The sequence below is a fragment of the Pseudoalteromonas sp. 3D05 genome (genome assembly GCF_002723455.1).
Lineage (GTDB): Bacteria > Pseudomonadota > Gammaproteobacteria > Enterobacterales > Alteromonadaceae > Pseudoalteromonas.
Genome location: NZ_PDUS01000024.1, coordinates 36,555 through 51,738, shown reverse-complemented (window position 1 = coordinate 51,738; position 15,184 = coordinate 36,555). Strand labels below are relative to the sequence as shown.

Below are 15,184 nucleotides of genomic sequence, written 5' to 3'. Positions count from 1 at the left end.
AGCGAGTGATAATAGAAAAAAAGATGAGTTTTAGCCCAAAAGAGTAAACATAATAGCACTATTTTATTTGCTCAATTATAGTGGCTGTCTAGTTTATTTCTGCAGTCTAGTTTATTTCTGCAGACTATTCAATCCGCATCCTGGCTAACAGAGAGTCTCAATTAAGCTGACTAAGGCACTTGGTGTTAATATTACTAGCATGTGGCTTAGAAATAACGTGAATACCACCGTATTGAGAGTTGAAAGATCGCAAGTGTCATAAGGAACCGCACGAACTCTAGCCAGTTAAATCACTGGCTGGCATACTATTTATGTTAAAGTTACTCGGTGATTTGACCTTTATAATCCCTTGGTAAACATACTAATACAGTTTATTTACTCTACATTTTTTCGTTGAGTACCAAACCATTCTTTTAACTCTACAGCATATGTTCGATGTGATTTTGTGTAAACCTGTTGAGACAACATTGAGATATTGTGTCTAGCCAGCTCTTTCTCCATTTCAACTTGTGCTTTTCGCATAACGGCTTGAATCCCACACATCCCTTTACATGCCCAACTTGGCACATCATCTGAAAAAATATCCATTCGTTGGCGAATTTCTTTGCAGTCAAAAATGGATTTTCCACCATCAATTGCCCGCACAATATCAAGCACATTTATGTCTACAGGAGGCTTTGCTAACTTAAAGCCTCCTTTACGGCCTTCTGTGCTTTCGACTAGCCCTGCCTTTGAGAGCTTAGTAAATATTTTGCCTAAATATTCATAAGGAACGCCTTGCAATTTAGCCGCTTCTCTAACCGACATGACAATAGGCTGGTCGTGTTCATCGAGCATATTTACTAAACAGTGAATACCATATTCCACACCTGAACTATAAAACGCCATGCTTTTCCTTTAAAACTTTTATTTGAAGTAGTAGTTGCAACTTGTTTCCTATCTTAGTCGAAACAACTAAAAAAATAAACTCCGATTAATATTGTCGGATTTAATTTCATCTTGTATGATTCATTTAAATCTTAATTGGCAAAAAAATAGGAATAACTAATGAACAAAGAAATCGTAATTATTGGTGCTGGTTTTGCTGGCATGTGGGCTGCGTTAAGTGCAGCTCGTTTAGCTAAGCTGCAAGGGGCAGAAAATATTCAGGTTACAGTTATTGCTCCTGTTGCAGAGCTGCGTGTCCGCCCTCGCTTTTATGAAGCCGACGCTGGGTCGATGGTATCGCCACTAATGTCAGTGTTTGATGTTATGGGCGTGAGCTTTGTAACAGGTAAGGTTAGTGATATCGATTTAAAAAATAAAATCGTTCATTTTGTGGATGGCAATAACACTAAGAGTAAACAATATGACAGACTAGTGCTAGCTGCTGGTTCGAATCTACGAACAGATCTTGTCAAAGGTACAGCAGAGCATGCTTTTGACCTCGATCAAATAGAGTCAGCTATTGTACTTGATCAACACATCAACAATTTAGCAAGTCAACCATCATCAAATGCCCGTAATACTGTCGTAGTTTGTGGTGGTGGCTTTACTGGTATCGAAATGGCAACTGAATTGCCAGCAAGGCTCAAAGCAAAACTTAATGACAACACCCCAATAAAGGTCATTATTGTTGAGCGTAGTAATCAAATAGGTTCAAACTACAGTAAAGAACTACAAGATGTCATTAAGCAAGCTACAGATGACTTAGCAATTGATTGGATGCTTGATGCACAAGTCGCTGAGATTTCAGCTCATGGAGTAACTTTGGCGTCTGGTGAAGTAATTGAATCAGATACAGTTATTTGGACTGCTGGCGTCAAAGCCAATGACCTCACAAATGTATTTCCTGAGCAAAAAGGCCCACAAGGACGATTAAAAGTTGAACCATCGTTGCAAGTTATAAATGAAGATCACGTCTTTGCAACAGGGGATGTTGCTTATGCATTAACCGATAATAAAGGTAATCACGCACTGATGACTTGCCAGCATGCAATACAAATGGGTAAGTTTGCAGGTCACAATGTTGCTGCGAGCTTGATTGGTTGTGAAACAATTGATTACAGGCAAGAAAACTATGTAACTTGTTTAGATCTTGGAGCGTGGGGGGCTGTTTTTACAGAAGGTTGGGACCAACAAGTTAAGATGGTCAAGGAAGAAGCAAAAGCCGTCAAAATATCAATTACCAACGAATTAATTTATCCACCTAAAGCTGATATTGATATTATTCTTAAACTAGCTGACCCACTTGCTCCTTTTGTGTAAATTAAAACCCCCATATATAATTCATATTTATGGGGATACATATGGGTTGATGCACACTGAATATAAATATCCAGAAGTAATCTAAAAGATAGGTTGTCTATGGTCATTAATAGAGCTAAATAGCACGGCTTTAAAACGAGAGGCTAATTCATAGCATTGAGCTTCATCTTTTATATTAGTGAAGCTTAAAATGACCCCTGGTTCCTGTTGTGAATTAGCCCATTGAGATAACCCTTGGGCAAATAAACCCGCCTCTATCATCTTTTTAGCTAGCGTATTGTCGTTAATGCTTTTATCTGTGAACATCACAATCATATTCATGCCACCGGGCTGTGGGTCGATATTGATTGCAGAGCCTAAAACTTTTTGAAATACAGTTGCCATTATGTTGCGGCGTTCCCTATATAGCTTTCTCATGCGTTGAATATGACGAGAGAGGTGACCTTCTTTTATGAAAGAAAGAACCGAGGCTTGAGTCAACGCCGACACATTGCCAGCAAAGAGCTCTGATACTTGCTCAAAGGCGGTCAGTTGGCTTGGTGGTACGACAATATATGCTAAGCGTAGACTTGGAAACATGACCTTACTGAACGTTCCTGAGTAAATCACTCTATTTTGTGTATCTATGCTTTTTAAAGCTGGTAAAGGAAGCCCTGTATGTCGATATTCGCCGTCATAGTCATCTTCAATAATCCACCGTTTATTAGTTTCCGCCCAATTGAGTAAAGCTTGCCTTCGCTCTAAAGAAAGGTATACACAGGTCGGGCTTTGATGGGCTGGTGTTACAACAACTGCATCAGGTTTAGATTCGAAGTTAAAAAGAATACCATTTTTATCAACCGGCGTTGGGACCGGGGTTAAACCGTTGTTGATCAATAGTTGACGCGTTAGAGGGTAACCGGGATCTTCCATTACAACTGAAGCATGTTTTTTTAATAAAACATGGAAAATCCAATTTATGGAATTTACATATCCTGAAGTAATAAACACTTGAGAGGGCTCACATTGAATACCACGTGATAACTGCAAATATTGAGCAATTGCTTCTCTTAATTGCGGGTTACCATAAACTGATGGGTAGGCAAGATCATCTTTATGTATATTCCTTGCACACCTAGCAGTCATACGAGCCCAAACTTCTTTTGGAAACTTATCGAGTGCTGGAATACCTAGTTGAAATGGCAGAACTTGAGGTATTTCTACCTCAGATTGAAGCCCAGGTTGACGAGCTGTCGTTTTGCTTTGTAATACTCGAGGCTGTGAATGAAGTTTTTCACTGACAAGTGTTCCAGCTTGGCCTTTTGATTCGAGGTAGCCTTCGGCTTTTAGTAGCGCGTAGCCTTCTTCAACCGTCCCTCTTGAGACGCCCATTTCTTTTGCTAATGTTCGTGTAGAAGGAATTCGTTCGCCAGGCTTTAATGTGCCTTTTAAAATAGCGCTATGAATTCGTTGGTAAACTTGTTTGTAAGCTAATATTTTAGGCATCAACATACCCACTTATTATGGACTCTAAATATGGCCTATAATAATAGTTAATTTATGGCACTTATTATAATCCATATAGCACGATATTATAACCACCTTATGATAATTGGTAATTCAAAAATAACTATTTGGGGAAATATGAACGTATTATTGATTAACGCTAGCCCAAAGAAAGATCAAGCATCTACGCACCTCATTGCCCAAGTTATGGTGAACACCTTATTGGATAACGCAGAGGTTAAGCTAGACACTCTCGATGTGACAATGCTGCCTCATATAGATCGGCATTATGCTGAAGTTTTATGTGGTTCAGCAAGCCCACATACTGATTCTGCCAGCCTCAATTTATCCGATGGGCTTGTTGCTTCTCTTGAAAAAGCTGACCTACTGATCATTACCTCTCCGATGCATAATTATACATTACCTTCTAGCTTAAAGTGTTGGCTAGATTATGTAGTCCGAGCAGGAAAAACTTTTGAGATAACTAACACCGGAAAGCTACCATTATTAAAAGATAAACCGGTGTATATTTTGATTTCTTCAGGGGGGAGCTTTTCTGGTGAATTGGCATATCAACCAGACTTTTTCACGCCCTATATGAAAGCGATTCTCGCGACGATAGGGTTAACTAAATTGCATTTCTTCTCTATTGAGGGAACTGCGGGTGATCCAGAAGTTGTAGAGCAACAAATATATAAAATTCAGCAACAAGTATGTGATCACTTACGTGCGAGTATTTGATGTTCTTCTAATTTCTCTAGTCTTTATGGCTGTATTCACAAAAAACAGAAGTTATAAATTTTCAATATAAATAGGACAATGTTATGTCAATACGATTGGTTCGTTGGATGAAAACATCTTTACTAACACTATTATGCTCAATTGCTCTCATGCAGATGGCGCATGCAACCGATGATTACTCTGCTGATGGTGAGCGAAGAGCAAAATCAGCGGGTGAAAACTTAGTTGGTACACCTGCCCCTCAAATGACTGTAAAAACAATTGATGGCAAAGAGATTGATTTGGCTGAAGTGTATGGAAAAAAGCCGGTCTACATTAAGTTCTGGGCTACATGGTGTGTCCCTTGTCGCGAGCAAATGCCGGGCTTTGAAGAAATTTACGAGAAATATGGCGAGCAAGTTCAAGTTATCGCGATTAATACTGGTATTAGCGACAATGTAAAATCGGTAACCGCGTTTCGTAAAAAAATGGGGTTAACTATGCCAATTACAATTGATAATGGTGAATTAGCACGTGCTTTCCAGTTACGTGTTACGCCTCAACATTTGTTGATCGATAAAAGTGGCAAGTTCGCTTATTTTGGTCATGTTGATGACAAAGAATTCCACCGAGCTTTAGATGAAGTAGTAGCTGAAAAACCAAGCCAACAAGCGGTGATAAACCCAACTTTTGTAGATAACAATTCAGGTTATCAAGTAGGTGATAAAGTATCAGACATGACTTTATCCACTATTGATAACACAAATCTCGATGTAAAGTTTAATACGCCAACCAGTAAAAAAGTTGGTATGTTTTTTTTTGGTCCTTGGTGTGAATGGTACTTAGAAGAAACCGAGCCAACCACGTCTAAAGCGTGCACTGAAGTGCGTGAACTATTAGAGCAAAAATCAAAATCATCAGAAGTACAATGGGTCACGGTATCGACGAACCTATGGTCTTCAATAAATGATCTAAACGATTATCGTAAAAGCTATGGTACAACGTTACCTATCGTATTTGATAAAGATAGCTCACTATTCAAGTTGTTTGGTGTTAACCAGCTGCCAACCATCACACTAATAGATTCTGAAGGTAAAGTGACTATGAAGTCCTCAATTCAAGATGGTGACTTTAGTCAGGCATTAGAAACCATTTCTTCATTTAAATAATTGGTAGCTTTTAACCATATAATGCTATTTAAAAATAGGCGCACAATGAAATCATCTTTATTACGATCATTGAAAAAATGGACAGCTTGTTTTAACTCTGTCTATTCATTTAAACCGAGTACTTTTTTAAAACAAACACTTTTGTTCGTCCTCTTAGCATGCTCATCACATGTGATAGCTACGGGTCAAGGTGATACTCAGCGCCTATTATCAGTTTCTATGATGACAGAATCCGGACACATAGCATCTGACATGACGCAAGATCTAGCTCTGATAATGACACCTAAAGAGGGTTGGCATGGATATTGGACTAACCCGGGTGATGCCGGATTTCCGACCCGCTTTGATTGGCATTTGCCAAAAGGGATTGAAGCGGGTGAAGTAAAATACCCTGCGCCAAGCCAACTTGTGACCAGTGATATTATGAATTATATCTATCATGATCAGTATATATTACTTGCTCCAATAACAGTTAGTAAAGCTATTGCGGTGGGAACTTCAGTACCTATCAAAGTCGATATGAGTTATTTGGTTTGTAATCCTACATCTTGCTTGCCAGAACAACAAACGGTAGAGCATACATTTACTGTTGGTGAAGACTCCCAATTGTTATTGGATAAAAAATCGAGTAATGACTCAAATAAAGAACTGTTTGATCAATGGCGTCAAAAACTGCCACAACCAATGGCAGCTGTGGGGCGTTTTTCGGTCGATAAAAGTAAATTAACACTCGCATTACCCTTACCAAGTAGCGTGGACATTGAAGGTGCGCATATTTACCCCGTTATCAATGGCATGATTGTTAATAATGCGAAACAAGCTTTGCAGCATAAGGGTGATGAGCTTTTGATGCAAACTCAAGTTGGAGACAATCTAGAACCTGTTTTTAAAGGGGTCTTGGTATTAAAAAATGGTATCGGGCTCAGTTTTAGTGCAAATAAAACCGAGGCTATCGCTTTTACCCCGACCGTTGATAACGCTAAAGATACTAACGGGCCCAATTCATGGTGGTTAGCCATTACTGCTTTGTTAGGAGCAATCTTAGGTGGTCTACTGCTTAATATTATGCCGTGTGTGTTTCCTATTCTTAGTCTGAAAATACTGAGTCTTTCTCACCAAAGTTCAGAAGAAAGAGCCAAAATAGGCGCAATAGCTTACACTTTAGGTGCAGTATTAGTGTGCCTTGTTCTTGGCGCTGCTATTTTGAGCTTACGGGCTTTAGGGCATCAGATTGGTTGGGCTTTTCAGTTACAAAGCCCAGTAATGATTTCGGTCTTAATCGTATTAATGAGCGCAATAGGGTTCAATCTAGCTGGTTTATTTGAAATTGGTACTTTAACTTCTGGCTCAAAACTGCAAGATCAAAAAGGTCCTATGGGGGACTTCTGGACAGGGGGTCTAGCGGCCCTTATTGCAACACCTTGTACTGGTCCATTTATGGCAACCGCACTAGGTGCTGCCTTAGTATTGCCGATGAGTATTGCATTAATGATCTTCGCTGGCTTAGGTTTTGGTATGGCATTGCCGTTTCTTTTGGTGAGTTTTATACCGAAACTAAGAACGTGTTTACCTAAGCCTGGTGGTTGGATGATAACCGCTCGTAAAATACTTTCTATACCGATGTTTATCACAACTCTAGGATTGGTTTGGATCTTATTACGTCAATCAACTGATACGTATGTGATGATGATTTTAACTACGACAATGTTATCAACATTTGGATTATGGTTAACTGGTGCATGGCAAAAATCTCAACATAAAAGAAAATGGTGGCCTGCGCTTCTATTTACCTTCATTCCTTTATTGCTCTCAATTTATACAATACCTAATTCGGATGAATTGAATGTTAGCTCAGTGCAAAAAGAAGGTACGCAAGTTTTGAGCTTTGATCAGAATAAATTAGCTGAGTTACGCGCTAAGCAGGATATGTTTGTATATTTCACAGCTGATTGGTGTTTAACTTGCAAAGTTAACGAGAAAACGTCGATTGATCGTGATGAAGTGCAACATGCATTTAAACAAAATAATGTTGCAGTTATGGTCGGTGATTGGACTAATGGAGATAGTCAGATAACGGAATTTCTATCGCAACAAAGGCGCTCAGGTGTACCACTTTATTTATGGTATAAGAAGGGCGAAGATACTCCCGTTGTATTGCCGCAAGTCCTAACACCGTCAATATTAGTGGATCATGCAAAGCAATACTAAAACGAATAGAAATACATTTTCTGATCTGGTAGGAGTCATTTTATCGATTTATTAAATGGCTTTATAGAGCTTACATTTGTTTACTTTATGCCATAGTAAACTTCAATCTTATGCCAACTTAAATTTCACTTGCGCCGCCGCGGGTCAATAAAGCCAAGTTGACATATTTGTACTTAAAGACTGCTTAAAATTGAAGTATAAAGTGGCATAGTCTGGTTTTAAACCAAGTGGTCAGATAGTTGACTCACATGTACAGAAGAAAACTCAAACACTCCCGTGTTAAAACCTCCGTAAATTTGCTAGCCAAAAAAATAAATCTACCTGTTTAGCGTTGATGCCGCTTTATTGCCTATTAATGGGAATAACCACGCCATATAAGCGCCGCCTTGCCTAAATACCAAATAGACTGCTGCAAACTTAACCTTAAAAGGTAAACAGACTCTAGCTTATAACTTCGCATATTTAATAGTCTCTTCATGTTTAAGAAACGTGGACATTTACATTGACCTTCTGTAAAAATGACCTAAATTTAAATGGGTAACGTGTTTAAAAAATAGGTTTGTTTATTCGTTTTACTTGCACAGTAACCTATTGTTTTGATAATAGTAGATGGAGCTATAAATGGAACAGCAATGTAAAATACTAATAATAGATGATGAACCTATCAACACTGTATTGTTAGAAGAGGCATTAGCTTTAGCGGGTGTAATACATGCTTGCAATAACAGCGAAAAGGCACTCGAACTAATTAAAGATATTGAGCCTGATATACTTTTACTTGATTTAGAGATGCCGATGGTAAGTGGCTTCGATATATTACGGCTGATCAAAGAGTTGCCCAAATTTTGTGATATACGTACTATTGTTATTACATCGCATAGCGACCCTGCAATTGAAGAAGAAGCATTGTCACTAGGCGCAATAGACTTTATTTCTAAACCTTTAAATTTAACATTATGTCGAATGAGGGTTGAAAATCACATTAATCTGTTAGTTCAAAATAAAGCTATTCGCGCTACAAAAGCTGCACTCGCAGCAGAAAAAGAACAATTAAGGATTACGATTGACTCGATTGCTGATGGTGTAATTTCAACGGATGAGAACGCCTGTATTACCTATTTGAACCCTGTTGCACAACGTTTAACGGGTTGGTCTCAAATATCAGCTAAAGGTCGTCATATTGAAGATGTGATGGTACTTCAAGATGCAACCACAAAGAATAAATCCATAAACCCTCTCACAGTAGCCCTTAGAGAAAATAGAGCTGTGGCGATGGCAATAAATACCCAACTTGTGAGCAAGCAAGGAATTGAGCACCGTGTTGAGGATAGTGCAGCCCCAATACTGGATAAAAATAATAAACAGTGTGGTGCAGTAATGGTGTTTCAGGATGTCAGCGAAACATTAGCAATGTCGGTACAAATGACATATTTATCACACCATGATCAGCTAACCGCTTTGCCTAATCGTGTGTTACTTCATGATCGTTTAACACAGAGCATGGCAAGGGCAAACTTTAATAAAAGTAAAGTTAGTTTATTATTATTGGATCTCGATAAGTTTAAATACATTAATGATGCGATGGGACACCATGTAGGTGATGAAATTATTGCCCACATTGGGCACAGCTTAGATAAATTTACCTGCAACGACATTACCGTAGCCAGAGTCGGTGGAGATGAGTTTGCATTAGTTGTTCCGCACGGTATACATATTACGAGTATAGAAGCATTAATAAGCCAAGTATTAGAGGTAATAGGTAAGCCCTTTAGAGTTGCAGGGGAAGAACACGTTCTCTCAGCTAGCTTAGGGATCAGTGTTTTTCCAGATGATGCTAATAGCGTAGAAGAGATTCTTCGCCACGCTGATTCAGCTATGTATAAAGCAAAGCAAATTGCAGCAAATAGTTATTGTTACTTCAGCCATGATTTGCAAGAAGAAATGAATAAACGCTTAGAAGTGGGGAATTATTTACGCAAGGCACTTGAAACAAATGATTTGCAAGTTCACTACCAACCCAAATATGACCTGAAAACCGATGATATTATTGGTGCTGAAGCGTTAGTGAGGTTAAAAGGAGCTGATGATGAGTTTATTTCTCCGGTTCATTTTATTGAGTATGCTGAAGAGTCTGGGCTTATATATCTTTTAGGTGAGCAAGTACTTGAAAAAAGCTGTATCGCTGCAAAAAAATGGTTAGACAGCGGTTACCCCAAAAAAGTAGCAGTTAATGTTTCTGCTAAGCAGTTTATGAGCACTACGTTAGTGGATACAGTGGCATCAATATTAGAAAAAACTAGCCTACCGAGTCGGTACCTAGAACTAGAAGTCACGGAGTCTGCCCTGATTGACAGCTATGACCAAACTATTACCCAATTAAAGTTAATTGCTGATATGGGCGTTTCACTCGCTTTGGACGATTTTGGAACTGGTTATTCGAGTCTTTCATATTTACGATTATTTCCACTTGATGTGCTTAAAATAGATCAATCATTTGTGCGCGATATGCTCAGTGATTCTCAGTCACTGGATATAGTTACCGCGATTGTAGATTTAGCGAATTCACTCAAGCTCGATATTGTGGCTGAGGGTATTGAGACTCCAGAGCAAAAAAGTAAACTGGAAGAGCTTGGATGTGCGATAGGGCAAGGCTTTTTAATGGGGAAACCAATGCCCTTTGATAAAATCACTCAACAACTATCGTCTTTATATAGTGGTAAAAAGTAATGCCTTTGAATTTAAAGCCACTTTCTCAATGTAGGGTACTAATCGTCGATGATGATGAAATTATTCGTGTCACGCTTGAGGCTGTTTTAGAGGAACACTTTAAAGTAGATACGTTAACTAATGGGCTAGAAATAGATGACTTTTGTCGATTAAGTAAACCTGATCTTATTATTCTTGATGTAAATTTGCCGCAAATAAATGGCTTAGAAATATGTAAAAAATTAAGACAAAGTGCAGATTATGCGAATATCCCAATTATATTCATAACATCCAGCAGTGATGTTGATTCGCAAAATGCATGCTGGGAAGCGGGGGGGACTGACTTTATTAGCAAACCCGTCATAGCATCAACACTCATTCACCGTACTAGAAATCATATAGAAAATAAGCTTCGCTTAGAAAAACTGACCGAGTTAACATACAAAGACTCTCTTACCGGGCTCTACAATCGCCATTACCTAGAACAAGAAGTAGCGAATTCACTAAGGTTGTCTGATCGCGACAAAACGCCTTTTAGCATATTGATGATAGATATTGACTTTTTCAAGCTCTACAACGATAAATATGGGCACCTCCAAGGTGACAAATGTATTAAGGAAATTGCAACAGTATTATTGAACGTAATAAAACGGCCGCAAGATATGGCCGTGCGCTTTGGTGGAGAAGAGTTTCTAGTGGTTTTGCCCGACACTGAATACGCAGGAATGAAACATATTAGTGATCACATAATGTCGCAACTTTGTGATTTGAATATAGCGCACAGTGAATCAGTGTATGAGCATGTTACATTAAGCATAGGAGGAATAACTCGTTATCCACCATCAGCAATGAACTTACGGGCATTGATATCAGCAGCAGATGAGCATTTGTATGAGGCAAAGAGGTCCGGTCGTAATCGGTCTATACTTTATAAAAAAGTGTCAGATATGTAGTTATATTTACTAGACTTTTGTTTATTTAGGCTACACTTAACCTCATAGGAAAATTTATGGACGAACGATTATGAGTTACACTTTTAACCGAAGACACTTTCTTCGTACTATCGGTGCCGGAGCTGCGGTGTCGACCCTTGCTTTTAAAGCGCCATTCGTATTTGCAAAAAAAATGGTCACCCTTAGGGTTATGGGTACCCACGTTACGTTGCAAGAAGAGCTTCGCCAGCGAGCAATGCGCGAGTTGGGCATTAATATCGAGTTTATTCCTATGGGCAGTGCGGCTGTTTTGCAAAAAGCGGCAGCTGATCCTGATTCGTTCGATCTTTATGAGCAATGGTCTGACTCAATTAATATTTTATGGCAAGCGGGGGCCATTCAGCCAATAGAAACAGAGCGGCTTGTTTATTGGGATGAGGTGAATGATTTAACAAAAACAGGAAAAATTAACCCTACCGCTAAGTTAGGTGCAGGAGATGCCCCCAATAAAATTCTTTATGTGCAAAGTGATGACTCTTTAGGAAGTACGCCTTCTAAGCAAATAAGTTTTATGCCTTATGTCCATAATGTGGATTCGTTTGGCTACAACACACGCTTTATTGAGCAGGGAACGCCATACGGTTCAGAGTCATGGGCATGGTTATTAGATGATGCAAACAAAGGCAAAGTTGGATTGATCAATGCACCAACAATCGGCATATTTGATGCTGCACTGGCTGTGCAAGCAAAGGGACTGATGACGTTTAAAGACATCGGTAATATGACCATTACAGAATTAGATAAGCTGTTTGAAATTCTTTTGTCTAAAAAAAGACAAGGCCACTTTTCAGGCTTTTGGACATCAGTACCGCAATCAGTCGATTTTATGAAAACAGGTCGAGTTAACATTCAGAGCATGTTTTCGCCAGGCGTCAGTGCTTGCAGGGGGCAAGGGATCCCTGTTGTGTTTGCCTCGCCTAAAGAAGGATATAGAGCATGGCATGGTGTCATGTGTTTATCGTCCAGTGTTACAGAGGAAGTGAAAGAAGCGGCATATAAATATATGAACTGGTGGCTGTCAGGTTACCCAGGGGCATTTATTGCACGCCAAGGCTATTACATATCAAACCCTGAACGGAGTCAGCCATTAATGTCGAAACCGGAGTGGGATTTTTGGTATGAAGGCAAAGAAGCTACCATCGATCTTAAAGGAACCGATGATAGGGTCTCTGTTTTAGCTGGGAATTTTCGCGATGGAGGCAGTTATCAAAAGCGTTTTTCTAATGTTGCAGTGTGGAATACTGTGATGCAAAACTACGATTACAGTTTAGACAAATGGTATGAACTGTTGAACGCTTAAGGAGAGCTCGTGTTGCAATTAGTTTCACGCTCTATTGCTGCCAAAATGGCGTTTGCGTTTGCACTGGTTTTTATTGTGTTGAGCATAAGCTATGTTGTAATGGATAGGCGCTTAAATACAATTCAAAGCTCAATGGATGGGGTTACTAATATAAGTAATCACGCCATTAGTATATTACGAATTAATAAAGATATTGTCGAAATGCAGCGAGATATTTCTGTATATGGTTCATCTGGCAGTAGCGCTGTATTTACTAAAATAGAAGGTAACTTTCAAAGTATTCAACAAGGCTTAAAAAAGATAGAGAAGAATGACTATGGCCCGAACGAGCAGCTGTATATTGATAGCTTGTCTGAGCTGGTACTGAGGTACGGTGATAATTTAAATGTTTTAGTGAAACGGTATAATCAAAAAACGTTGTTAATGTCTGTGGAGTTACCACGTATTTATCTTAATGCGATTGCTGATTTAAAAAAACTAGAGGCGCAGACTACAAATACAAATGCTAAGCTCGTTATATTGAATAGGATAAACACTTGGCATGCTTTACACCATGACGCACAGCTTTTTTTAACTAAAAAGGATTACTCAAAACGCCAAAGTGTAATGCGCTCTCTTAAGCAACTATCTACTTTTAAGATTTCTTCTATGTCAGCTCTAAGTACCCAGCTGGAATCAAATATACAATTAGCAAAAAGTTATCAAAAGACATTTAATAAAAGTGTTCAGGCAAATCGCAACTACTTAAGCTTAGTAAATGTGGTAATGGCAGGGGATGCGATAGAATTTAGCACGTTAGCAGATGCACTCAGAGAGCAATTATTGCAACGTCTAAGTCAAATCAAAGACCTTGGTGAAACAACGATCGTTAGGTCTGAGCGTATTTTGCAGCTGCTTGGTATTGGCATTATTTTTTATGTGATTATTTTGACCATGTTTTTTCATTTCCATATTGCTCATGCAATTAAACGGCTTACAAAAAGTTTCCAATGTTTTCTTAATGGCGATTTATCTGAACCGATTAATGATCTATCACGTCGTGATGAGCTAGGTGTATTAGCCCAAGCGGCTAATCGTTTCAGAGTACTAAGCAAAGACTTAGCAAGTGCCAAACAAGCTGCAGAGCATACTTCTAAAGTCAAATCAGAATTTTTGGCAAATATGAGCCATGAAATCAGAACCCCAATGAACGGTATTCTGGGGATGGCTAGGCAATTAAGTAATACAACTTTGACGGATAAACAGGCCAGAATGCTCGAAATCATTCAATCATCTGGTAGCAGCTTACTTGTCATTATTAATGATATTTTAGATTTAAGTAAAATTGATGCAGAAAAAATAGTGCTAGAAAGTAAACCTATCAACTTGAATAAATTGTTAGATGAAATGAGGCATTTATTTAGTGATCAAGTCATGACCAAAAATGTAAGTTTATTTGTGTCATCTAACACTGAAGAAGAAAATACCATTTTTTTAGGGGATGAAACCCGGCTTAAACAGGTACTGATTAATTTAACAGGCAATGCAGTTAAGTTTACTGAAAGAGGGAGCGTTGCTCTAAATGTTAGTGTTCAGTTAGGCAATGAAGGCAGAGTTAAATTGCTTTTTGATGTTTCAGATACGGGTATCGGGATAGATAAAGAAAATATAGACACCTTGTTTGAGGCATTTTCCCAAGCAGATACATCTATTACACGCAGGTTTGGCGGCACGGGTCTAGGGCTTGCCATTACCAGTAAATTGCTAGGAATCATGCAAGCGCCTTTACAAGTTGAGAGTGAACTGGGTAAAGGCTCTCGGTTTTATTTTGAATTAAATACATATTTGGGTGAGGAGTTAGCTGCACCAGTAAATACATTTAAAGACAAAAGCCTTGAGCAAGAAATAGACTTTTCTCACTTACATGTTTTAGTTGTTGAAGATAACAAAATTAATCAAATTGTTATTGAGGCATTGTTGAATGAGCTTACTATCACTGCCATTACTCTCGCAGGAGACGGCAAGCAAGCAATTGAGCAGTGTGAATTATATGACTATGATCTTATTTTAATGGACATGCAAATGCCTGTTCTCGACGGGCCTCAGGCTACCAAGGAAATAAGAAAAATACCAAATTATTATGACACACCCATTATAGCTTTGACGGCGAATGTTTTAGCAAAAGACAAACAACAGTGTTTTGATGCTGGAATGAACGACTTTTTAGCTAAGCCAATCGACTACGAATGCTTAAAAGCCATGTTATTGAGATGGTGTGCTCGTTTTAACAACAAAACGTAAAGAAGGAACAAAGATGGTTTTTCTAGCAAACAGAGAAAGGAGTTCAATAAAGTCAAAGCGTTTTTTTCGCTGGGGAA

General features: G+C 38.7%; 10 protein-coding genes. 8 read left to right on the top strand and 2 right to left on the bottom strand.

Features of this window, described 5'->3' with window-relative positions; genetic code table 11:
- Positions 1-375 precede the first annotated feature (375 nt).
- Complete coding sequence (locus tag CSC79_RS18305) at positions 376-888, bottom strand: Rrf2 family transcriptional regulator (protein ID WP_099297317.1); 513 nt, start codon at positions 886-888, stop codon at positions 376-378.
- Between the two features lie 159 nt (positions 889-1,047).
- On the opposite strand from CSC79_RS18305, the gene CSC79_RS18300 reads away from it, so the two are divergent.
- On the top strand, positions 1,048-2,247 hold the full coding sequence (locus tag CSC79_RS18300; protein ID WP_099297315.1) for an NAD(P)/FAD-dependent oxidoreductase: 1,200 nt from the start codon (positions 1,048-1,050) through the stop codon (positions 2,245-2,247).
- Between the two features lie 81 nt (positions 2,248-2,328).
- On the opposite strand, the gene CSC79_RS18295 is transcribed toward CSC79_RS18300, so the two are convergent.
- Entirely contained in the window at positions 2,329-3,732 is a 1,404-nt protein-coding gene (locus tag CSC79_RS18295) for a PLP-dependent aminotransferase family protein (protein ID WP_099297314.1), read from the bottom strand.
- Positions 3,733-3,870: 138 nt separating this feature from the next.
- On the opposite strand from CSC79_RS18295, the gene CSC79_RS18290 reads away from it, so the two are divergent.
- The 7 genes from CSC79_RS18290 (at position 3,871) to CSC79_RS18260 (ending at position 15,107) form a co-directional block, all read left to right on the top strand.
- A complete protein-coding gene (locus CSC79_RS18290; RefSeq protein ID WP_099297312.1) occupies positions 3,871-4,473 on the top strand; it encodes an NAD(P)H-dependent oxidoreductase in 603 nt (200 codons plus the stop codon).
- An 83-nt stretch (positions 4,474-4,556) separates the two neighbouring features.
- On the top strand, positions 4,557-5,621 hold the full coding sequence (locus tag CSC79_RS18285) for a redoxin domain-containing protein (protein ID WP_099297310.1): 1,065 nt from the start codon (positions 4,557-4,559) through the stop codon (positions 5,619-5,621).
- Positions 5,622-5,666: 45 nt separating this feature from the next.
- Positions 5,667-7,829 carry a protein-disulfide reductase DsbD domain-containing protein gene (locus tag CSC79_RS18280; RefSeq protein WP_099297308.1) on the top strand — a complete coding sequence of 721 codons (2,163 nt, stop codon included), beginning with the start codon at positions 5,667-5,669 and terminating at the stop codon, positions 7,827-7,829.
- Between the two features lie 621 nt (positions 7,830-8,450).
- Complete coding sequence (locus tag CSC79_RS18275) at positions 8,451-10,556, top strand: EAL domain-containing protein (RefSeq protein WP_099297306.1); 2,106 nt, start codon at positions 8,451-8,453, stop codon at positions 10,554-10,556.
- A complete protein-coding gene (locus CSC79_RS18270; protein ID WP_099297304.1) occupies positions 10,556-11,488 on the top strand; it encodes a diguanylate cyclase in 933 nt (310 codons plus the stop codon). Before CSC79_RS18275 ends, CSC79_RS18270 begins: the two co-directional genes overlap by 1 nt.
- Positions 11,489-11,558: 70 nt before the next feature.
- Positions 11,559-12,827 carry an extracellular solute-binding protein gene (locus CSC79_RS18265; RefSeq protein ID WP_099297302.1) on the top strand — a complete coding sequence of 423 codons (1,269 nt, stop codon included), beginning with the start codon at positions 11,559-11,561 and terminating at the stop codon, positions 12,825-12,827.
- Positions 12,828-12,836: 9 nt separating this feature from the next.
- Entirely contained in the window at positions 12,837-15,107 is a 2,271-nt protein-coding gene (locus CSC79_RS18260) for a response regulator (protein ID WP_099297300.1), read from the top strand.
- The last annotated feature ends 77 nt before the right edge of the window (positions 15,108-15,184 follow it).

Coding starts and splice junctions, on each gene's coding strand:
- CSC79_RS18305 (WP_099297317.1), bottom strand. CDS start 888: ATGGCGTTTTATAGTTCAGGTGTGGAATATGGTATTCACTGTTTAGTA.
- CSC79_RS18300 (WP_099297315.1), top strand. CDS start 1,048: ATGAACAAAGAAATCGTAATTATTGGTGCTGGTTTTGCTGGCATGTGG.
- CSC79_RS18295 (WP_099297314.1), bottom strand. CDS start 3,732: ATGCCTAAAATATTAGCTTACAAACAAGTTTACCAACGAATTCATAGC.
- CSC79_RS18290 (WP_099297312.1), top strand. CDS start 3,871: ATGAACGTATTATTGATTAACGCTAGCCCAAAGAAAGATCAAGCATCT.
- CSC79_RS18285 (WP_099297310.1), top strand. CDS start 4,557: ATGTCAATACGATTGGTTCGTTGGATGAAAACATCTTTACTAACACTA.
- CSC79_RS18280 (WP_099297308.1), top strand. CDS start 5,667: ATGAAATCATCTTTATTACGATCATTGAAAAAATGGACAGCTTGTTTT.
- CSC79_RS18275 (WP_099297306.1), top strand. CDS start 8,451: ATGGAACAGCAATGTAAAATACTAATAATAGATGATGAACCTATCAAC.
- CSC79_RS18270 (WP_099297304.1), top strand. CDS start 10,556: ATGCCTTTGAATTTAAAGCCACTTTCTCAATGTAGGGTACTAATCGTC.
- CSC79_RS18265 (WP_099297302.1), top strand. CDS start 11,559: ATGAGTTACACTTTTAACCGAAGACACTTTCTTCGTACTATCGGTGCC.